The sequence below is a fragment of the Bosea vaviloviae genome, assembly GCF_001741865.1.
GTDB lineage: Bacteria > Pseudomonadota > Alphaproteobacteria > Rhizobiales > Beijerinckiaceae > Allobosea > Allobosea vaviloviae.
The window spans coordinates 4949374-4970187 of sequence record NZ_CP017147.1; the positions used below are offsets into that span (position 1 = coordinate 4949374).

The window sequence follows — 20814 nt, forward strand, 5'->3', positions numbered from 1 at the left end:
AGCGAAGCGAAGCAATCCAGCATCGTAGAGTTCTACGCCCCCTGGATTGCTTCGCTGCGCTCGCAATGACGGCGGTAGAGCTCACGCCGCGATCGCCTCCTGCGCGGCCAGAGCCTGCCAGCCCTGCAATTCGCGCCAGTTCGGCTCAAGCTGCGCGAAACGCGACAGCTTGAACGAGGAGATATCGGTAAAGGAGCAGGCGCCGTCGATCACCAGGTCGCGGATCGCGCGGCCGCTCGCCGGCGAGAGTCCGAAACCAACGCTCGACAGCGTCGCCACCACGACATTGTCCTTCGAGGCGAGGTGGTCGATCACCGGCCGGCCATCGGGCGTGTTCTCGATCACGCCCGCCCAGGAGCGGATGATCCGGGCATGGGACGCCTTGGGCAGCAATTCCGCCAGCCGGCGGCCAATATGGCCCATCAGCGGCGTCGCCGGCTTGGCCGGCGCGGCATTGCCGGCAATGTCGAGCCATTCATGCGGGCCGCCGCCATAGGCGAGGTTGCCGCGCAGCGTCTGGCGTCCATACAGGCCGTTCCCGTCGACGCCGCCATAGGGCATCAGCGGCAGCGGCTCGGTCACGACCATCTCGCAGCGGGCCGAAGCCACCGGCACCTCCTGCCCGAGCATGGCCGACAGTCGCCCGGTCTGGGGACCGGCGGCGATGACGAGATGGTCGCAGGCGACGAGCCCGCGCTCGGTCTCGACGCAGCTCACCTTGCCGCCCGTCAGCTGGAAGCCGGTCACGGCGCAGTGCTGCATCACGCGCCCGCCATGGTCCTGCAGCGCCCAGGCATAGGCCTGCAGGGTGCGATGCGGATTGGCGTGGCCGCCGAATTTGTAGAAATAGCCGCCGACCATGTTCTCGCCGGCCAGCGGCACGAGCTCCCTGATCTGCTTGACGTCGAGGATCTCGGATTCGAAGCCTTGCCGCTTCGCATTCGACAGCGCCCGGCCATAGAGCGCCATCTGCTGTTCGCTCGATGCCAGGCGCACGCGGCTGGCGCTGAACTCGGTGGGATAGCGCAGCAATTCGTCCAGCTGCGGCCAGAGCCGCTGCTCCTCGAGGAAGAGCGGCGAATGGTGGTGCGAGCAGCCGCCGCCATTGCGGCCCGACGCCTCCCAGCCGATCATGCCCTTCTCGACGACGAGGACGTCGACGCCCTCGCGCGCCAGCCACCAGGCCGCGCTGAGGCCGGTGACACCGCCACCGACGATGACGACCGAGGCTCCCTTGATCTCGCTCACGCCTGGCCTCACTCGCTCGCCACGGGGCCGGTCGCGTCGTTGCCCGCGACCGTATAGAGCTCCGGCACGTCCCAGAACGGACGCCATTGCGCATGCATGCCGAACCAGGTGTCCCAGTGCTCGGCCTGCTCCGGCGGCTCCGGGATCTGGCCCGCGACCGAGAGCGGCAGTGGCCGGACCGGCGCCCGGTAGCTCGCCAGCGGGATCGACGACAAGGGCATCGCCGCGCCCAGCGCCAGCAGCGCCGCGACCTGCTCGCGGCAGCGGCGACCTTGGCAGGGACCCATGCCGGCTCGGGTCAGGCGCTTGATCTGGTCGGGATTGGGCGGCTCCTCGCCGAGCAGCGCCGAAAGCGAGCGGTCGTTGCGGCGCTCGTTCTGCCAGTCGAGATAGCGTGGCGGACGAACCTCCAGGATCTCGCGGGCCGTCACCTCCTCACATTGGCAGACATGGAACTCCGCTTTGGCTTCGATGACGCTGGCGCGCACCCAGGCGAGACGATAGGCGCCGATGTCATGGCTCGCGGCGTCGGGCGCGACGGCGTCGGGTACGGCCCGGCCGTCGTCGAGCCCGAGCTCCCGGACGATGGCCGCGACCGCGCGCCGGCCCTCGGCCTCCGCGATCCCACGATTCATCGACTTCGACGGCCAGATGCCGGCGCCGTCACCGACCGCGAAGACCTGACGAAGGCTGGTGCGCTGATCGGCATCGACGAGCGGGACATAGCCGCCGCGTTGCGCCTGGAACGCGACCTTGCAACCGAGCGCGTCGATGAGATCGACGACCGGCGTCGCCCCGACCGCAAGCACGATGCCGTCGCAGGCGAGCTCGCGTTCCATGCCGGTGGCGCGGCCGGCCGCATCGACCGCGCTGACGAGCGCCGCCTCGACACTCTCGCGGCCCAGCGCCTCGCGCACGACATGGCCGGTCAAGATTTCGGTGCCGCCCGCGCGCAGCCCGTCAACCAGATCGGGCGAGGCCAGCGGCTCGGCCGCCTGCTCGACGATGGCGGCGATCTCGGCACCGGCCCGGCGCAGCGCATCCGCCGCGATCAGCGCCTCGGTGGACGAGCCCAGAACCACGATCCGGCGCGGCGCCAGCGCGCCGTAGCGCGATGCCAATGCGGCGGCGGCGGTTGCCCCCATCACGCCGGGCTTCTCCCAGCCGGGGAAGCCGAGCCCCATGTCGCGGCGCCCGGCGGCGACCACGACATGGTCGGCCTGGAGCAGCCAGGAGCGGTCCTCGTCGTTCAGCCCGGCAACCAGGCCCGGCAGCCAGCTCACCGACGGACCATTGGCGTAGAGCCCCCAGCAGACCGTGCCGAGACGGAGATCAACGCCGGCCTCGAAGGCGATCTCGATTTGCGGCTCGGAGGCGATGAAGGCCTCCAGCATGGCGTTGCGATTGCGCGCGAGCCCCGACATCCCCTGCCCGTAATGCAGCGGTACCTCGTCGCCCATGGTCTTGAAGGAAACCGGGTTCTCGTCGATGAGCACGACCGAAAGACCCTGCCCGGCCGCCTCGATGGCGGCGGCAAGCCCGGCGGGACCGGCGCCGATCACCAGAAGCTGCGTGCGCTCCTCGATCTGCAAGGCCTTGCCGGCGACTGATTTCGGATCGGGCGGAATGGTCGGGGCCATGTGCGTCTTGTTTCCAGGATCGGCGCGTTTCGCTTCCAGAATGCCGACATTGTTTCCCGGTCGCCCCGTGTCAGCCGGTCGATTTGCGACAATGCGCGCGCCGAATGCGACACGGCGCGGCTCGTCAGGGCGCCTGGGTCAGAGCACCTTGTCGAGGAAGGCTTTCGTGCGTTCTTCCCGGGGGGCGCCGAACAGCCCGGCCGGCGGCCCATGCTCGACGATCAGCCCGCCATCGGTGAAATAGACATGGTCGGCGACCTCGCGGGCGAAGCCCATCTCATGGGTGACGAGAATGCAGGTCATGCCTTCGGCGGCGAGATCCTGGATCGTCACCAGAACCTCCTTCTTCGTCTCGGGGTCGAGCGCGGCGGTGACCTCGTCGAACAGCATGACCTTGGGGTTCATCGCCAGCGAGCGCGCGATGGCGACGCGCTGTTGCTGGCCGCCCGACAATTCACCGGGATAGCTCGCGAGCTTGTCGGACAGGCCGACCTTGGCGAGCAGCTTGCGCGCCCTCTCCTCGACCGCGACCTTGTCCTGCCTGAGCACATGGATCGGCGCCATCATCACGTTCTGCAGCGCGGTCTTGTGCGGAAACAGATTGTACTGCTGGAAGACGATGCCGACATCGCGGCGCAAGCCGAGCTTGTCGAGCGCGGGATCGTTGACCTCGCGGCCGGCCACCGTGATCGAGCCCTTGCTGATCGGCACGAGCCCGTTGATGCAGCGCAGCAGCGTCGACTTGCCCGAACCCGAGGGGCCGATGATGCAGACGGTTTCGCCGCGTCGCACCGTCAGGCCGACATCCTTCAGCACGGCAAAGGCACCGAAGGACTTCTCCACGCCCGCGACCACGACGACGGGTTCGCCCAGTTGATGCCGGCTTGCCATATCCCTCTAAGCCTTCACGTTGAAGCGTCGCTCCAGGGCCAGCGTCGCCCGCGCGATCGGATAGCAATAGGCGAAGAACATCAGGAGCAGCAGCAGGTACATCGGGATCATCAGCTCCGGCCGGCTCTCTGCCACGAGCGCCGCGCGGGTGATGGTCAGCCCGTCCTGGATGCCGACGACGGAGATCAGCGTCGTCGCCATGGTGAGGATGGCATAGAGGTTCATCCAGGGCGGGATCATGCGCTTGAACGCCTGCGGCAGGATGATCATCCACATCGTCTGGCGCCGGGTGAAGGCCAGCGCCTCCGCCGATTCCCATTGGCCCGAGGGAATCGAGCGGATGCCGCCGCGCACGATCTCCGAGACATTGGCCGCGACCGGCAGCGCCAGCCCGATGATCGCCTTGACCCAGGCCGGGAAGGCGATGGTCAGGCCGAAGATCCTGAACTCGAAGGGCAGCAGGAACATCGCGTAGAACAGCAGCACGAGCCAGGGCGCGTTGCGGAAGAACTGGGTCACCGCCCAGGCGCTCTTGCGCAGCGGCGCAACGAGCGAGACCTGCGCGACGCCGGCCAGCACGCCGACGACCGTGCCGAGCGCCATCGAGAGGAAGCTGATCAGGATGTTGAACAGGAAACCCTGGAAAATCAGCGGCGCCCAGCGCAGCAGCACGGTGACCGCGCTCTCACCCGCCGGGCGCGCCGTCACCTGCGCCAAGGCGAGCGACGCGCCAAACAGGATGGCGAAGGCGGCAAGCGTACCCCCGCCAAGCAGCACCGGCGTCGCCAGGCCCGACGGCGCGCTCGGGGCCGGCGCGCGATAAGGCAGGAGCACGGGAAGGTCTGTCCCCACCAGCCTCATGTCGTGTAGCCGGGAATGCGCATCGCCTTCTCCCAGCGCCCCATCACCAGGACGAGCACGCCGACGAGCAGCACATAGGTCACCAGCAGCACATTCATCATCTCGCGAACGTTGAAGCTCTCCGACCAGATCTGCGAGGCCGCATAGAGCAGCTCCGGCACGCCGATGGCGTAGGCCAGCGTCGTCGTCTTGACGAGGTTGACCAGATTGTTGTTCAGCGCCGGCAGGCAAATCCGGAAGGCCAGCGGCAGGACGACGTGGATGTAGAGCTGCAGACGGGTGTAGCCGAGCGATTCCGCGGCCTCGACCGTGGTCGCGGGCACCGCCTCGATGCCGGCCCGGAAGATCTCGACATTGAAGGCGCCCGCGAACAGCGAGAACGCGATGATCGCCCAGCCCGTGCCGGAGACCGGCGGCGACAGTCCGCCGAAACCGTCCGACACCCGCGGCAGCAGCCCGCCAACGGCGAAATAGAAGAAGGAGAGCTGCACCAGCGGCGGCGTGTTGCGGAAGAACTGGACATAGCCGCGCACGACGAGCCGGCCGAGGCGCGACCCGCCACCGGCGACCCAGACGCCGGCGAGGCCCAGCGCCAGCGAGGCGAGGATCGAGACGACGCAGATATAGCTCGTCGTCCACAGCCCGGTCAGGAAGCGGGAGGCGTCGAACGCGTCGTAGAAGACCGAGAAGTTCAGCCCCTGCGTCTCGTTCAGGCGCTCGAAGAAGGCGGCGATCATGGATCGAAGCTCGCCGTTGCGGCCCCCCGCCGCGTCATCCCGGACGCAGCCCTCGGGTCCGGCCTTCGGCCGGCCCAAGGATCATCGGCCCAAGCATGATCGGCGCGAGGACAGGCTCCGCGCAGCTCCGGGACCCATCGTAGCGCGCAGCGCTCGATGATGGCTCCCGGGACAAGCCCGGGATGACGTCGCGTTTGTGGCATCGGCAGAGCCCGGCGAGAGGTCAGGAGGCCGCCTTCAGCTTCTTGTTGGTCTCGATCAGGTAAGGGCTCTGCTTGATGCCCCATTTTGTCTCGAGCTCGAGCAGCTTGCCGCTCTTGTGCCAATCGATCGACATCTCCTTGACGAGCGTGCCGAAGGGGCCGGTCATGTCCTCCAGCCGGATGCCGATGGCCCAGAGCTGCGGGTCTTCCGAGACCAGCGGCATCTCGTAGCCGGCCCACTTCGCGTCGCCGCCCGAGAGCGTGGAGACGATCAGCGTGTCGTCGAAGAGGAAGGCGGCGCAGTTGTTGCCCTGCAGCGCATTCAGCGCATCGGGCACTGAGGGGAACACCACCAGCTCGGGGGCATACATCTGGGTGACGCGACGGTTGTAATAGGCGCCCTGCACGGCGCAGACCTTGCGGCCCTTGAGGTCGGTCCAGCTCTTGAGACCGACGCTCTTGGGAGCCAGCACATTGGTGGCGCCGGCATAGTAGTTCGGCTCGACCATGCCGATGATCTTGCGACGATCGGCCGTGTCGCCCATCGTGGCGATGACCATGTCGATCCGGCCCTGCTTCAGGAACTCCATGCGGTTGGCCGCGATGACCGGCAGCATCTCGAGCTTGACGCCGATCTTGTCGGCAACGGCCTGGGCGAGATCGATCTCGAGCCCGACGATCTTGCCCGACGGCTCGAGGAAGCCCCACGGCTTGTAGTCGTTCTTGACGCCGACGGAGAGGACGCCCTTCTCCTTGATCTTGGCCAGTGAATCCTGGGCAAAAGCCGGCAGGGCGGCAAGGGATGCCGCAACTGTCGCGGCGCAGGTGAGCGCAAGAATGGCAAGACGTTTCATGGCTTGGGGTCCCTATGTTCCGGGCCCTAGAGTTTAGATGCGAACACTCAACGATGCGTCTCGATGCGACAGGTTATGTTCCAAAAGCGACAAACGGCAGCGCGGGCACCGGTTTTGACGATACCTGCCGGAGCGCACAGGCGCACCGGGACCGGAACGCCCTCATGCGCCCCACGAAACACCGGGACCCGATGATGATCGCTGAGCGGAGTGAGCCGATCGCCGGACAGGTGATCGTCTGCGACAGTATGATCGTCTGCGACAGCGGCGCGCTTTGCACGCCGGACCTGACCAAGCCGCCCTGTCGCCGCACTTGACGGCCGATACTCCCGCTCGATCGAGGTCTTGCCGCTCGATAAACGACCGCCGGGTCGCGGCGGCTGATGCGAGGTTCAGCTGGACGCGATTGCCTCGTTCGCGCACGAGCCGGGACAGCCCAGGCCACCGCATCCGTGCCCTGCGCTCACGGCGAAGATCGTCGGCGGCAAGGCGTCCGGCAGGGTCCGTCCAGCGGAATGCGCCCCATCCGGCAGAGGCAGGGTCGCGACGTAAGGACGACATTGCATTCATCGCCTCCGAAAATGGCCGCGCCGAAGCGGCCGAAGACGGGGTGAAACGTGGCGGCGCATCGTCACCCGACGATGACGTATATCTTTCGGACAGTCTCGATCGTCTTCCAGACGCCGACATAGCCCGGCTTCATCACCAGGCTGTCGCCGGCGCGGAAGATGCGCGGCGGCTGGCCTTCCTCAATCAGCTCCACCACGCCGGAGAGGATGTAGCAGAACTCCATGGTCTCGCCCTTGATCGAGTGGGTCTCGCCGGGAGTGGCTTCCCAGACGCCCGTTCGTACCGGGTCCTTGCGCGACTCGTCCTGGGCCCAGGTCTTGAACGAGGGGTCGCCGGAGATGAGACGGTCTGCGGCCGCTTTGGAATGCTTGGGCTCGCTGGCCGGATTGAGGTCGAGCTTGACGAGGAGGGAGGTGGCGAGGAGGGACATGGGACAGCCTTTTCGGTCGGGTTTGGAAAGGTTCAGAAAGCCATGGCTGCGATCGGCGAGGCCGATCGACGGCCGACAGCTGGAGATGATCTCCGCAGGATCGGGGCCCGACGTTTCCCGCGCAAATTCGCACAAGGCCATTGGATCCCGGCGCAGGCAGGGTCGCGGCCATCGATGGATTAGAGGCCGCCCTCCCCCGAGGCTCTGCCGACCTCGCGCGAGTCGGTATAGACGGTCGATCGCGAGACGCCGAGATAAGCTCCGACCGTATCGGTCGCATGACGAACATCCATGAAACCGGCCTCTTTGAGCTCCTTCAGAAGAGCCTTGCGCTCAGCGGCCCGCAGGGAGCGCGGGGTCTTCGATTTGCGAGCGGCGAACTGGTCGATCGCGGCGCGAAGGGCATCCGCATTGGTTCGATTCAGCGTTTCGAGCGGAGGCTGGCGCGCATCGACTTTCGTGAATTCCGCCATGGCGCTTTGCACGCTGTTGAAGAGCGTGAGGTCCAGGTTGAGGCAAAGGGCGGCGACGTATCTACCTTGAGAGTCCTTGATCCCGATCGAGGTGCTTTTCGCGCGCCGCCCATCGCTGAATGAGTTCGAATAGTTGGCGATAACCTGCGGGAAAGCGGGATCGGCGATGCGAGCCAGGCCGAGCTCGGTCGCGGGCTCTCCAATCTCCCGGTCGGACAGATTGTTGTGTATGGCCAGGATCGCATGCTGCGGATCTCTGAGGTCATGCAGCACGACCTCGCAGAACGGCGCGAATGTCGCAGCCAACCCTTGGGCGATCTGCTCGAGTTGCTCGAAGAAGATCGTATCGTCTTTCTTCATCGTCCTTCGCTCCAAGCGTGCGGTCACGCAGTCGTTGCGCCGGCGTGGCGCGCCCTGGCCGACAATCAGGTCGAGTTCCACGCTGGGCGCCTTGAGGGCGGTCGCGCCCCTCATGTCGCGATCGCTATGTGCACCGAACCCGCCAGCGGCTCAATGAACTCCCCGCATTTTCTGCAAAAACGACAGCGTCGCAATGCGTTATTCGGCATTCTACAAATTTTGTCAATTTCTGAATAAAATGTCTAGTTTCTGGCAATGAACGAATATACGTTGACCTCGCTGAGGCGGGCGACGTCCCGCCGGCAAGCAAGAGGTGATGGCGGCGAAGGAGATCGATTGAGATGGGTTTTGCCCGCGACGTCGCCGATCGGGTCCTGTTCCTGTATCGCGGCCTCCTGGTCGAGGAGGGAACGCCCAAGGACGTTCTTTCACGACCGCAGAATGCACGGACGCAGGACTTCCTGCGTCGCATCCTTCCCTCCTGAGGTTTTCGAAGATGGCTCGTCTGACTGGTTCGTTCTTCGCCGCCGACGCTGTCGACACTCCTTACTGGTGGGAAGCCGCCAAGCCGGAGCCGGTGGCGGAGGGCGATATTCCGGCGCAGGTGGAGGTCGCCGTCATCGGCGGCGGCTTCACCGGCCTGAACGCGGCACTGACCCTGGCGAAGGCAGGCAAGCAGGTGGCGGTCTTCGAGGCGGAAGCCCCCGGCTGGGGCGCCTCCTCCCGCAATGGCGGCCTGCTCGGGCCAGGCTGGGCTTTTTTCGACAGCGGGATGGCGCATGGGCCGCAGACAGCGCGCGCCATCGTCGAGGAAAGCTTCCGGTCGCTGCAGCACGTCAAGGACGTCGTCGCCAGGGAACAGATCGACTGCGACCTGAAGGTCGTCGGGTATTTTCGCGGGGCGATGACGCCGCGGATCTATGACGGGCTCGGGCGATACATCGACAGGATCAAGGCCGTCATGCCCTGCGACGCCTATATGGTTGCGCGCGCCGAGCAGCATGGCGAGGTCGGGACCGATCTCTATCACGGCGGCATCGCAATGCCCGGATATTGCGGAATCCATCCCGCCCGCTATGTGCAGGGCCTGGCGCAGGCGGCGGAGCGTGCCGGCGCGGCGGTCTTCAGCCATGCCCGGGTTTCGGATCTGGCTGCGCAGTCCGGTGGGTTCGGCTTCACCGTGCGTGGCCGCAAGGTGGTCGCGAAGCAGGTGCTGATCGCCACCAACGGCTATACCGGCGCGCTGTCCACTTACCTTCAGCGCCGGATCATCCCGGTCGCGAGCGGCATCATCGCCACAGAGGCGCTTCCTGCCGATGTCATGGACCGGCTCATGCCCAAGCGCCGCATGCTGGCCGGCAGCCAGCGTGTCGTCACCTATTACCGCCCGTCCCCGGATGGAACGCGGATCATCTTCGGTGGTCGTGTGCTGAACACGAAGCCCGACGAGGCGGTCTCGCTCGCCAACGCGACCTATCTGCGCGGCTTGCTCCTGCGGGTCTTCCCGGAGCTCGAAACCAGGAAGATCAGCCATTACTGGCATGGCCAGCTGGGCTTCACCTTCGACAAGTTTCCCCATGTCGGCGAGCATGAGGGGATGTTCTTCGCCTGCGGCTACAACGGCACGGGCGTGGCGCGCGCAAGCTGGCTCGGCCACAAGGTCGCCCAGCGAATGCTCGGCTCCGACGACGCGCATACGGAATATGCCAGCCTTCCTTTCCGCTCGCGCCCCTTCTATCGCGGCCGGCCGTGGTTCCTGCCCCTGGCGGTCGCTTTCTACGGCGTGCTCGACCGCTGGGATCAACGCTGAACGGCCAATGGCGTCTTAGCGGCATTCGCCGCGGATTTGGCTGGCCTGCGCCGCAGGCCAGTCTCGATGCACGCGCCCTCGCCTGAGGGCGCCAGCCTCGCCGGCTCAACTCACGGCGTCGACGATCATCTGGCCGATATAAAGATCCTGGATCGAAATGCCGGAGCTGTCGAAGACCGTGATCTCGTCAGAGGTCACCCGTCCCGGAATTCGGCCGTCGAGAGCGGCGCCGAGCTGGCCGAGCACGAGCGCCCCCGCTTCGATCTGCGCCCGGACATGCTGAAACTCGCCGATCATCGTCGATTGCGACGGCAGGTCGCAAAATAGTCGCGCGCTCGCGAACAGCTGGGGCGGTAGTTCCTGTTTGCCGGGAGCGTCGGATCCCATGCTCGCGACATGGGTCCCCGGCCGCACCCATTGCGCTTCGAACAGCGGCTCGCGCGCCGGGGTCGCGGTCACGATGATGTCGGCGGCGCGGCAAGCCTCCTCCGCTGTCGCCGGCATGGCCTCAAGGCCCTCGTCCTGAAGCTCACGGATGAGCGCCCCGGCGCGCGATGCGGAACGGGCGATGACATAGACGCGCTTGATCGGGCGTATGCGCCTGAGCGCGGACAGCTCGTGCCGGGCCTGGTTCCCGGCGCCGAACAAAGCCAGCGTTTCGGCATCGGGCCGCGCCAGCAGCTCTGCCGCCACGGCGTCGGCCGCGGCCGTGCGATAGGCGTTGACTCGGCCCGCTTCGATCACCGCCCTCAGGCGGCCGCTCGCCTGATCGAGCAGAATGATTGCCGAGTTATGGCGCGGCAGGCCCGCTTCCGGATTCCGGGACCAGAACGAACCGACTTTCAGGCCGGTGAGACCGGCCGTCGAGCCCGATTTGACGGAGAAGGTGTTGACGGGATCGCACGCCCTGCCGAGCACGGCCGGGAAAACTCGGCTGTCGTCCGAGGCTGCGGCGATCAAGGCCGCCCGCACCGCCGAGAACGCCAGTTCATGCGTGATCAGGCGCGCCGATTCTTCTTCGCTGACGAATATCATGATCCGGCTCGGCTTCTCGGTTGGGGCTGAAGGGACATCGACACGGTTCCGGCCTGGCCTCGCGCCTAAGCAGACATTCCTTGGCACGCCAACGAATGCTCTGCTTAGGTCTTTGATTTGTCGGAGATTTTTGTCGGAAAACCGTGGGACAGTTTTCCGGAATCTGCTTAGGCCCCAAAGACAGCCGCAGGAACAAGGCACGAAGACAGGCAGCGCGAAGCTGCGCCAAAAATGAACTTGCCATCCTATCGCTGGTTTCGTATCAAATGTCTAACTCTGGACAAAATGTACAATTACTGGAATTGACTGAGTGCCAGGCGCAGGCTGTCCGCCTGCGGGTCTGCTGGACAGGCTGAGGCTTCGGGAATCGGATCCAGGTGTCTGCGCCGGTGCGCGGCTCGTCGATGAGAGATGAAATGGCGGACGTCACTTCAAGCTTGCAGGACGGCAATGACGCGACGGGGGCCATCATGCCGTTCGCGCCGTCCCATCTGGCAGCAGCGGTCGGGCTCTCCCGGCAGATGTCCTGGCCCTACCGGCTTCAGGATTGGGAGTTCGCCGCCCGGATCGGCCAGGGACTCGCGCTGGAGAAGGCGGGCGCGCTCATCGGCACTGCGATGTGGTGGCCATATGGCGATGATTTCGCGTCGGCCGGAATGATCATTATCGCGAAATCCGAGCAGGGCCGCGGTCATGGCGCCAGGCTGTTCGATGCGCTCCTGGCCGCAGCCGCACCGCGGTCGCTCATGCTGAACTCCACCGCGGAAGGGCTGCCCCTCTATCAGAAGCGAGGCTTCATGGCTGTCGGCACCATCCATCAGCATCAGGGCGTCCTGCTAGAGCAAGGCGGCTTCGCGCAACCTCCCGATATACGCCGGGGTCGGCCTGTCGACTTCGTTACCATCGCGGAACTCGATTGCGATGCGACCGGGTTGTCCAGGCCGGCCCTCCTCGATCACCTGCTCGCTGCCGGCGAGGTCGTGGTGATCGAGCGTGGCGACCGGCTCGCAGGCTACGCGATCGCCAGGGCGTTCGGGCGTGGCCAAGTCATCGGCCCCGTGGTCGCCGAAAACGCCAGCGATGCACGCCAACTCATCAAAGCGCTGCTGCACAAGCTCGCTGGTGCATTCGTGCGGCTCGACGTGCCGGCGGGGTCGGGTCTCGGCACCTGGCTCGATGCCCAAGGTGTCGAACGCGTCGGCGAGGCAACCACGATGGTGCTGGGGCACAGGCCCGTTGCCGGCGGGCCGCTCCGGACGTTCGCGATAGCGAACCAGTCTTTCGGTTAGGGGATACGACATGACGACAGGATCTGACGAGGTTGCTGTCCAGGCGGCAGGGTCGCTGGAGGCCGACACGGTTCGTTCACTCGCGACACCGGCGCTGCTGCTGGACCGGGAACGCCTGGATCGGAACATCGGACGTCTCCGCGACCGTACCGCTGCCCATGGGGTCGTGCTGCGTCCTCACCTCAAGACGGCGAAATCGATCGACGTCGCTCGCCGCGCCTATCCCGACGAGCCGGGGCCGATCACCGTGTCGACGCTCGCAGAAGCCGAGTATTTCGCGGCCCATGGCTTCACCGACATCACCTATGGCGTCGGCATTTCGCCAGCGGCGGCGGCCAGGGCGATGCTCCTTCGCCGATCCGGGGTCGATTTGAAGCTGCTGCTGGATTCGCCCGAGCAGGCGCAGGCGTTGGGCCAGGCTGCCCGGGATGCCGGCGTCACGGCCCGGGCCTTCATCGAAATCGATTGCGACGGCCATCGCGGTGGCTTGACGCCTCGTGATCCCAAGCTGCTCGACGTCGCGGCGAGCATGGCCGCGGCAGGCGTCGGATTGGCGGGTATCCTGACCCATGCGGGCGAGTCCTACGCGCTCCATACCCCCGATGCGCTCGTGGCGGCGGCTGAGCATGAGCGGACTGAGGCCGTCGCTGCCGCCGACTCATTGCGAGCAGCCGGTCATGACTGCTCGATCGTGAGCGCCGGCTCCACGCCGACCGCCCATTTCGCCGAGGATCTCGCTGGGGTCACGGAACTGCGCGCCGGCGTCTACATGTTCTTCGACCTCGTCATGCACGGCGTCGGCGTCTGCCGGACGGATGATATCGCGATTTCCGTTCTGGCCACGGTGATCGGGACAAAGCCGGAGAAGGGCTGGATCCTGGTCGATGCCGGCTGGATGGCGCTCTCGCGCGATCGTGGCACGGCCGCCCAGAAGGTCGACCAAGGCTACGGCCTGGTCTGCGATATCGAGGGGCGCGTCTATAATGACCTGATCGTCCCCTCCGCCAGCCAGGAGCACGGCATCCTCGCCATGAGGCCCGGAAGCGGACGGCCCCTGCCCGATCTGCCGATCGGATCGAAGGTCCGGATCCTGCCGAACCATGCCTGTGCCACCGCCTCTCAACACGAGGTCTACCATGTGGTTTCGGGCAATGGCGGCGCGATAGAAGCGCGCTGGCCGCGTATCCGCGGCTGGTGAGCGCCATTCCCATTCCATGCCCATGCCGCCCCTGGAATCTCTGACGCCGTCATCCAACGATGCCTGCTGTACCTCGGAGCAATATCGCACCGCGTTTTCAGGGGCTGTCGAACACCAGCTAAAGGATCGTTGCGATGATCTCCCCTCTTCAGCACCTGAAACAGTCCGGGCGGCTCGACAGGTTCTACATCGACGGCGAATGGGTCCGCGGCAGCGGTGCGGACCGCGCCATCATCGTCAACCCCGCGACGGAACAGGGCGTCGCCGACATCGCGCTTGGGAATGCGGCAGATCTGAACCACGCCGTCGCTGCGGCCAGGGCTGCGTCCGTCAGCTGGGCTCGAACCGGCCCGGCCGAGCGGGCTCGGCTCCTGGACCGGGTTCACGCTCTCATCCTCGAACGCCAGGAGTTTTTCGCGCAGGTCCTGACGATGGAGATGGGCGCGGCCATCACTTATGCCCGCACGGCCCATGTGCCGCTGGCCGCGGAACACATCCGTGTGGCCCGCGACAATCTCGCAACCTATCCCTTCCTGGCCCAGCGCGGGAAGACGGCGATCGCGCGGGAGGCGATCGGCGTCTGCGGCCTGATCACGCCCTGGAACTGGCCACTCTACCAGATCACCGCCAAGGTCGGCCCGGCCCTGGCCGCTGGATGCACGGTCGTTCTGAAGCCCAGCGAATTGTCGCCCCTGAATGCGTTTCTGTTTGCCGAGGTGATCCACGATGTCGGCATTCCGCCGGGCGTCTTCAACCTGGTGAACGGCGCTGGCGCGGTCGTCGGGGCAGGCCTTTCGGCGCATCCCGACGTCGACATGATTTCCATCACCGGCTCGACGCGGGCCGGCATTCTCGTGGCTCAGGCGGCGGCCCAGACGATCAAGCGCGTGACGCTGGAGCTCGGCGGCAAATCCCCCAACGTGATCCTGCCGGATGCCGACATGGCGCGCGCGGTCCCTCCGGGCGTTGCCGCGGCGTTCCGCAACCAGGGCCAGTCCTGCAGCGCGCCGACCCGCATGATCGTGCCCCGGTCGCAACTGAAACAGGTCGAACAGCTGGCAACTGAGACCGCCGCGGGGATGATCGTCGGCGATCCGACATCGGAGGCTACCACCCATGGTCCGATCGCCAATCGCGCCCAGTTCGACCGCATCCAGCAGATGATTGCGATCGGGGTGGCGGAGGGGGCCAAGCTCGTCACGGGCGGGACCGGAAGGCCGGATGGCCTGGATGTCGGCTATTATGCGAGGCCCACGATCTTCTCCGACGTGCTCCCGGAGATGCGGATCGCGCAGGAGGAGATATTCGGACCCGTTTTGTCGATCATGCCCTATGATACGATCGAAGAAGCGGTCCGCATCGCCAATGATACCGTCTACGGCCTCGGCGCTCACGTGCAGGGGGCGGATTTGGCGACGGCCAGAGCCGTCGCCTCGCAGATCCAATCCGGCCAAGTGCATATCAACTATCCGGCCTGGGACCCCAATGCTCCCTTCGGTGGATACAAACAGTCTGGAAACGGGCGCGAGTACGGTCTCGAGGGAATGGAAGAATATCTCGAAATAAAATCAATACTTGGGTATTATACATAAGAATTACTAACAAAATCTCGAAGAGAGATGTCATATAAAATGAGTTTATCTGAATAAGAATCATAGAATCTTTAAATTTTACGAAAATTACCTCGCGCAATCTGCCTCGCCTGAAAGCCGGTTTGCCCGATGCCGGCGAAGCGCCACCTGCAGGCACAGGACATGGCCCGGAACCGGAGATTCGACCCACGCCGCTCCCGTCGGGATCGAAATCGCGTTTCGCGCGTTGATCAGTCACATCGCCAATCAGGCGCGAGGAGCAGAACAATGACAACGATCAGGCAAACGGCAGTTTCCTTAGCCGCTTTTCTCATGCTGGCGTCGCCAGCCATGGCGCAGTCGCGCTCGCTCGGTCCGGCGACCGGCACCGTTAGCATCGAGCAGGTTCAGGCGGGCTTTGTCGCCTCCGGCGAGGTTGGCGGTGGTACGCTGCGTTACCGCGGCCACTCTTATCCGATCACGGTCGGCGGCATCGGCCTGGGTTCGATCGGCGCATCGCGCACCGTCGCCTCCGGAACGGTCTACGGACTCAAGAACAGGGCCGATCTCGCCGGTGCCTATGTCCAGCTGAAGGAAGGCTGGGCTGTTGGCAATCAGGGACGCGGCAGCGTCTGGCTGCAGAACGACAAGGGCGTGACCCTGCGACTGGCTGCGCGCCGGCAAGGGCTTCAGCTCTCTCTTGGCGCCGATGGCGTGTTGATCGGCTTCAAGCAGTAAGACGGGATCGCGGGCTGAAAACAGCTGCCCGGAGCTGAATCTCAGCTTTAGCTCCGGGCTCCGCAATAGTCAGGTCCAGTCCACGAGAGCGGTGGGGCCGTGTTTGCCACCGCCCTCGACCGTCCGAGTTGGGCCGCAAGCTGATCCCACGCAAGTTGACCCCACGATCTCCCGGGACTGGCCGGCTCGACCATTCGGTGGCAGGGTTGTGTTTCCTGGCAGGCCCCGATGGCAAAGCAATCCATACCGCACCCGGTGCTGTCGACCCCGCGGCTGCGCTTGCGCCAGTTTCGCGCCGATGACGCGGGCGCGATGCATGAATGCTTCGCCGACCCCGCGGCGATGCGCTTCTGGAACCTGCCGACCTATACCAGGCCCATCGAAACCGAGCGGGCCGTGCGCAGTTTCATCGACTGCACGCCATCCTATTATCGCTTCTGGGCAGTGACTGAGGCGGGCGATGATCGCTGCCTCGGGCTGGTCAATTACCATGACGGCCATATCCGCAGCAGGCGCGCGAGCATCGGCTATATCATCAACCCGGCGCGCCACCGGCAGGGCTTTGCCGCGGAAGCCGTATCAGTGCTGCTCGACTTCTGCTTCGCCGAACTCGGCCTGCATCGCCTTCAGGCTTTTATCCACCCCGACAATACCGCCTCGATCGCGCTGATCGAGAAACTCGGCTTCAGCCGTGAAGGCCTCTTGCGCGACAATCTGCGCGTCGGCGAGGTCTGGCGCGACGATTTGCTCTACGCGCTGCTGGCGAACGATTGGCGACGCCAGGGCTGATATCGCCTTGCGCGGCCCTGCACAGGCCTGGTCAGGACTTTCCGGGAAACTGTCGCGCGCCCCGCCGTGAGCTCGGGAACGAAACGGCGACCGCGGGTAATTTGCCACCCTCGGTCGAAGTGCCGGCAAGGCCTCATTGGCGCCGCGTCAGCACGCTCGCCAGCATCGAGATGCCACGCCGCACCATCTCGGTGTCGAGCGCGGCGTAGCCGAGAATGAACCCTGCCGTCTGGGGCTTGGATAGCTTCGGATCGTATAATGGCGAGACAGGATGAATGCCGAGCCCGATTGACCGTGCGGCCTCGACAATCCCGGCCTCTTGATCCGCAGCAACGCCGTTGATCCAGATGACGACATGCAGACCCGTATCGGCTCCCTCGATGGACACGGCCGGTCCGCATTCGGCTGACAGGGCTTCGAGCAACACGGCGCGTCGCTCGGCGTTCTTCCGGCGAATGCTGCGGACATGGCGTTCATAGGCGCCGCTGGCCAGCAGCTCGGCCAGCGCCTCCTGCTCCAGGAGCGGGCTGTGCCGGTCGGTGAGGCGCTTGGCCTCGCTGAACGCCGCAGCCAGCCCGGCGGGGAGAACGAGATAGCCCAGTCGCAGGGTCGGCGAGAGCGTCTTGGAGAAGGTCCCGACATAGATCACCGACTGCGCATCAAGCGTCTGCAATGGCGGGATCGGGGCGATGTCGTGCCGATACTCGCCATCATAGTCATCCTCGATGACATAGGCGCCAGAGGCTGCAGCCCAGGCCAGAAGCGCGCGCCGGCGCGTCGCGGAGAGGACCCCGCCAAGAGGAAACTGGTGCGAGGGCGTGACATAGACGAGACGCCCGGACGGCAGCCCGTCAACGCAGAGGCCCTCGCCATCGACGGGGATCGGAACCGCAATCCCGCCAGCGGCAACGAAGGCGTGACGGGCGAGCATGTATCCGGGATTCTCGATCAGAAAGGCATCGCCGGGATCGAGCAGCAGCCGGGCGCAGAGATCGAGCCCCTGCTGCGAACCGTTGACGATGACGATGTCGTCGGGCGAGCAATTGATGCCGCGCGCCCGCCAGAGATAGCCTTGCAGCACCGAGCGCAGATCGCTGGCGCCCTGGGGGTCGGCATACCGCAGCCGCGCCTTTCGCCGAAGGCTGACCTTGGTCAGCGCGCGCCGCCAGGCCAGCATGGGAAAATCGTCGCCGGCCAGGTCCCCATAGCGGAAATCCGCGACTTTGACCGCTTGAGCCGGTGTCGGTGGCGGCAAGCCAAGCAGGCGTTGCGCGAAGCCCGAGAGATGCCGCACCGCCGCCGCCGTCGGCGCGGGCGTCGGTGTCGCCTTGGCCGCAAGGCCCTCCGCCACGATCGGACGCGCCCCGGCCCGCGTGACCAGATAGCCCTCCGCGATCAATTGACCATAGGCCGCCGTCACCGTCGTGCGGGATGCTCCCCACTCCACCGCGAAAGCGCGCGTCGAGGGCAGGCGATCACCGGGCCGATAGGCGCCGCTATGGATCTGCTCCTTGATCGACGCGATGATCCTGCGGCCGACGCCTTCTAACTGGCCCACATCAATCCCTCGTAACTGGCTATTCCCAACAAGCCAGATTGGCGGCATCTGTCCCGGCAACGCAAGGAGTTCGCAGATGTACACGCCTCCAGCCTTCCGCGACGACGACAGGGACAGCATTCACGCGACGATCCGAGCCGCGCGGCTCGCAAATTTCGTCACCGCCACGCCCGACGGCGTATTGGCCACGCCGCTGCCGCTCTATCTCGACGAGAACGAGGGCGAGCACGGCGTGCTCTACGGCCATCTCGCCAAGGCTAACCCGCAATGGCGGACGCCCGCCACCGGCGACGGGCTGGCGATCTTCATGGGGCCGGACGCCTACATCACGCCGTCCTGGTACGCGACCAAGCAGGAGACCGGGAAGGTCGTCCCAACCTGGAACTACGTCGCGGTCCACGCCTATGGCCCGGTCGAGTTCTTCGAAGACCCCGCCAGGCTGCTGGCGGCCGTGACCCGATTGACCGGCATCCATGAGGGCGAGCGTGCCACGCCCTGGGCCGTCTCCGACGCCCCGCCCGATTTCATCCAGGCGCAGCTGCGCGGGATCGTCGGCATCCGCATGCCGATCACGAGGCTGGAGGGCAAGCGCAAGATGAGCCAGAATCGCCCCGAGGCCGACAGAGCCAACGTCGCGGCCGGCCTTGCCGCGAGCGAGCGCCCGGTCGAGCGCGCGGCCGCCACCCTAATCCCGTCCTGAGAGAGGGTTCGAGGTTTCCCTCCGCCCTCATCCAGTCCCCCCCTCTCTCTCGACGGTGCCGATCCATGCCAGACGTCTCGCAGCTTGCTCTCTATCTCGCCGCAGCCTTCCTGCTGGCGATCACGCCCGGTCCCGGCATCTTCTACGTCGCGGCGCGTACGCTCGCAGGCGGTCGCGCTGAAGGCGTCGCGTCCAGCCTCGGCACCGGCCTGGGTGGAATGGTCCATGTCCTCGCCGGCAGCCTGGGCGTCTCCGCGCTCGTACTGGCAAGCGCCGAACTCTTCACCGTACTCAAGCTGGTGGGAGCGGCCTATCTCGTCTGGCTCGGCGTTCGCACTGTCCAGGCCGCCCGCCGCGACGCGGCGAATGTCCTGGCCGGCGGCGCCGTCGAGCCTCCGATCGGCCCCCGCCGGGCTTTTCGCGAGGGCGTGATCGTCGAGGCGCTGAACCCGAAGACGGCGGCCTTCTTCCTGGCCTTCATTCCGCAGTTCGTGGACATGGCGGGCAGCGTGGCGTTGCAGTTCATGGTGCTGGGCTTCATCTCCGTCCTGCTCAACACCCTGGCCGACGTCGTGGTCGCCTTTGCCGCCAGCGGTATCCGGGACGGCGCGGCAGCACGGCCCGCGCTCATCAAGCGCCTGCGGGAAGCCTCGGGCGGCGCAATGATTGCGCTGGGCATCGGCCTCGCCCTGGCCAAGCGGCCTGCTTGATCCCAGAGACCGGCCGCTCGCACCTACGCCTGCATCCATGCCCTGAATGAGTCGGGCAGGACGTTCGAACCGCAGATCACTGCGGCCACGCGCTTGCCGCGATAACGCGCGGGGTCTTCCAGGATTGCGGCGATACCAAGCGCGGCCGAGGGTTCGGTGACGAGGGCAGCGTGCCGATAGAGTATCCGCATGCCCTCGACGATGCTCGCTTCCTCGACCAGCGGAACGTGGTCTGCGGTGGCGAGCAGGTCGTCGAGAACCGCAGCGATCGGAAATCGGCCCGCGACGCCATCGGCGATCGTATCGGTGCGGTCAGTGGTGACGATCGATCGAGCTCGCCAGGACTTCGCCAGGGCCGGTGCGCCGCTTGGCTGGATGCAGACGACATCCGTCGCCGGCGACAAGGTTTTGAAGACATGCCCCACGCCGGTGGCCAGAGCGCCTCCGCCGAGCGCGAGCAGAACCGTATCGATGCGATCGAACCCTTCGACGAGTTCAAGGCCGATCGTGCCCGCGCCTTCGCAAGTGTCGAGATTTTCGCTGTCCTCCACGAGGAACGCATCGCCGCCAGCTGCAATCTCCCGGGCACGCTCGCGTGCGTTCTCGATATCGCCATCGACCAATTCGACGGTACCGCCGAGCCGTTGGATTCGCTCGATCTTCGCGGCATTGGCACCTTTGCCCGCAATCACGCTGACGGCGATACCGCGTGCCCGGCCGCTATAGGCGAGCGCTTGTCCAAGGTTGCCGGCGCTGGCGCAGACCGCGGCCATGGGACCCGAGCTGCTCGCAAGACGTGACATCGCGACCTCGGTCCCACGCCCCTTGAAGCAGCCGATCGGGTTCGCGGTCTCGAGCTTGATCACGAGTTCGCAGCCCAGCAGATCGCTCAGCGCAAAAGAGAGGAACTGCGGCGTGTCGCGGAAAACCCGCGAAATCTCCCGCCGCGCTTGCCGAATGCGTTGCAGATCGAGCCTGGTGCTCGGCTGCCTGGCGCCGAAATCTGGCGTGGGGCTCCCGCTGACGGGCTGCATGGGACAATCCTCCGGCCCGATGCTACGAACCGCAGATGCGCGGACGCGCGGACGCGTGCGCTTTAACGCACGAACGGTCCGTACGCAATAACGCACGACTTGGAGATTGCCCCGG

20 protein-coding genes and 1 pseudogene are annotated in these 20814 nt (G+C 65.8%); 10 read left to right on the top strand and 11 right to left on the bottom strand.

What is annotated here, in order from left to right; all coding sequences use genetic code 11:
- Positions 1–81: 81 nt before the first annotated feature.
- The 6 genes from BHK69_RS22665 to BHK69_RS22690 form a co-directional block, all read right to left on the bottom strand.
- Complete coding sequence (locus BHK69_RS22665) at positions 82–1248, bottom strand: NAD(P)/FAD-dependent oxidoreductase (RefSeq protein WP_069692069.1); 1167 nt, start codon at positions 1246–1248, stop codon at positions 82–84.
- 8 nt (positions 1249–1256) lie between these two features.
- Positions 1257–2888, bottom strand: a complete 1632-nt coding sequence (locus BHK69_RS22670; RefSeq protein WP_069692070.1) for an FAD-dependent oxidoreductase — start codon at positions 2886–2888, stop codon at positions 1257–1259.
- A 138-nt stretch (positions 2889–3026) separates the two neighbouring features.
- Entirely contained in the window at positions 3027–3779 is a 753-nt protein-coding gene (locus tag BHK69_RS22675; RefSeq protein WP_069692071.1) for an amino acid ABC transporter ATP-binding protein, read from the bottom strand.
- A gap of 6 nt (positions 3780–3785) precedes the next feature.
- On the bottom strand, positions 3786–4613 hold the full coding sequence (locus tag BHK69_RS22680) for an amino acid ABC transporter permease (RefSeq protein ID WP_244548289.1): 828 nt from the start codon (positions 4611–4613) through the stop codon (positions 3786–3788).
- Between the two features lie 23 nt (positions 4614–4636).
- Positions 4637–5377 carry an amino acid ABC transporter permease gene (locus BHK69_RS22685; RefSeq protein WP_069692073.1) on the bottom strand — a complete coding sequence of 247 codons (741 nt, stop codon included), beginning with the start codon at positions 5375–5377 and terminating at the stop codon, positions 4637–4639.
- 223 nt (positions 5378–5600) lie between these two features.
- Positions 5601–6434: a transporter substrate-binding domain-containing protein gene (locus BHK69_RS22690; protein ID WP_069692074.1), complete on the bottom strand. Its 834-nt coding sequence runs from the start codon at positions 6432–6434 to the stop codon at positions 5601–5603.
- Between the two features lie 53 nt (positions 6435–6487).
- Between BHK69_RS22690 and BHK69_RS32310 the strand changes: the two genes are divergently transcribed.
- On the top strand, positions 6488–6751 hold the full coding sequence (locus tag BHK69_RS32310; RefSeq protein ID WP_148663546.1) for a hypothetical protein: 264 nt from the start codon (positions 6488–6490) through the stop codon (positions 6749–6751).
- Positions 6752–7065: 314 nt separating this feature from the next.
- Here BHK69_RS32310 and BHK69_RS22695 read toward each other — a convergent pair whose 3' ends face one another.
- A complete protein-coding gene (locus BHK69_RS22695; protein ID WP_069693897.1) occupies positions 7066–7434 on the bottom strand; it encodes a cupin domain-containing protein in 369 nt (122 codons plus the stop codon).
- Between the two features lie 179 nt (positions 7435–7613).
- Complete coding sequence (locus BHK69_RS22700; protein ID WP_342029736.1) at positions 7614–8381, bottom strand: helix-turn-helix transcriptional regulator; 768 nt, start codon at positions 8379–8381, stop codon at positions 7614–7616.
- A gap of 224 nt (positions 8382–8605) precedes the next feature.
- Between BHK69_RS22700 and glnQ the strand changes: the two are divergent.
- A pseudogene (gene glnQ, locus BHK69_RS31660) lies at positions 8606–8752 on the top strand (glutamine ABC transporter ATP-binding protein GlnQ); the annotation flags it as partial.
- A gap of 11 nt (positions 8753–8763) precedes the next feature.
- Positions 8764–10077, top strand: a complete 1314-nt coding sequence (locus BHK69_RS22705) for an NAD(P)/FAD-dependent oxidoreductase (protein WP_069692075.1) — start codon at positions 8764–8766, stop codon at positions 10075–10077.
- A 105-nt stretch (positions 10078–10182) separates the two neighbouring features.
- Here the strand turns inward: BHK69_RS22705 and BHK69_RS22710 are convergent, their stop codons facing one another.
- Positions 10183–11112 carry an ornithine cyclodeaminase family protein gene (locus tag BHK69_RS22710; RefSeq protein WP_069692076.1) on the bottom strand — a complete coding sequence of 310 codons (930 nt, stop codon included), beginning with the start codon at positions 11110–11112 and terminating at the stop codon, positions 10183–10185.
- A 389-nt stretch (positions 11113–11501) separates the two neighbouring features.
- On the opposite strand from BHK69_RS22710, the gene BHK69_RS22715 reads away from it, so the two are divergent.
- The 5 genes from BHK69_RS22715 (at position 11502) to BHK69_RS22735 (ending at position 16697) form a co-directional block, all read left to right on the top strand.
- Positions 11502–12401 (top strand): GNAT family N-acetyltransferase, encoded by a 900-nt coding sequence (locus BHK69_RS22715; protein ID WP_244548290.1) that lies wholly within the window; start codon positions 11502–11504, stop codon positions 12399–12401.
- A 10-nt stretch (positions 12402–12411) separates the two neighbouring features.
- Entirely contained in the window at positions 12412–13599 is a 1188-nt protein-coding gene (locus tag BHK69_RS22720; protein ID WP_069692078.1) for an alanine racemase, read from the top strand.
- A gap of 134 nt (positions 13600–13733) precedes the next feature.
- Positions 13734–15191 carry an aldehyde dehydrogenase family protein gene (locus BHK69_RS22725; protein WP_069692079.1) on the top strand — a complete coding sequence of 486 codons (1458 nt, stop codon included), beginning with the start codon at positions 13734–13736 and terminating at the stop codon, positions 15189–15191.
- 267 nt (positions 15192–15458) lie between these two features.
- Positions 15459–15908: a hypothetical protein gene (locus tag BHK69_RS22730; RefSeq protein ID WP_069692080.1), complete on the top strand. Its 450-nt coding sequence runs from the start codon at positions 15459–15461 to the stop codon at positions 15906–15908.
- Positions 15909–16136: 228 nt separating this feature from the next.
- Positions 16137–16697 (top strand): GNAT family N-acetyltransferase, encoded by a 561-nt coding sequence (locus BHK69_RS22735; protein ID WP_069692081.1) that lies wholly within the window; start codon positions 16137–16139, stop codon positions 16695–16697.
- 133 nt (positions 16698–16830) lie between these two features.
- Here BHK69_RS22735 and pdxR read toward each other — a convergent pair whose 3' ends face one another.
- Entirely contained in the window at positions 16831–18255 is a 1425-nt protein-coding gene (gene pdxR, locus BHK69_RS22740) for a MocR-like pyridoxine biosynthesis transcription factor PdxR (protein ID WP_244548291.1), read from the bottom strand.
- A 76-nt stretch (positions 18256–18331) separates the two neighbouring features.
- Between pdxR and BHK69_RS22745 the strand changes: the two genes are divergently transcribed.
- The gene (locus BHK69_RS22745) at positions 18332–18955 is read left to right on the top strand and encodes an FMN-binding negative transcriptional regulator (RefSeq protein WP_069692083.1); all 624 of its coding nucleotides are present in this window, start codon (positions 18332–18334) and stop codon (positions 18953–18955) included.
- Between the two features lie 65 nt (positions 18956–19020).
- Positions 19021–19665 (top strand): LysE family translocator, encoded by a 645-nt coding sequence (locus tag BHK69_RS22750; RefSeq protein WP_069692084.1) that lies wholly within the window; start codon positions 19021–19023, stop codon positions 19663–19665.
- Between the two features lie 23 nt (positions 19666–19688).
- Here the strand turns inward: BHK69_RS22750 and BHK69_RS22755 are convergent, their stop codons facing one another.
- Positions 19689–20699 carry a threonine ammonia-lyase gene (locus BHK69_RS22755; RefSeq protein ID WP_069692085.1) on the bottom strand — a complete coding sequence of 337 codons (1011 nt, stop codon included), beginning with the start codon at positions 20697–20699 and terminating at the stop codon, positions 19689–19691.
- Positions 20700–20814 lie beyond the last annotated feature (115 nt).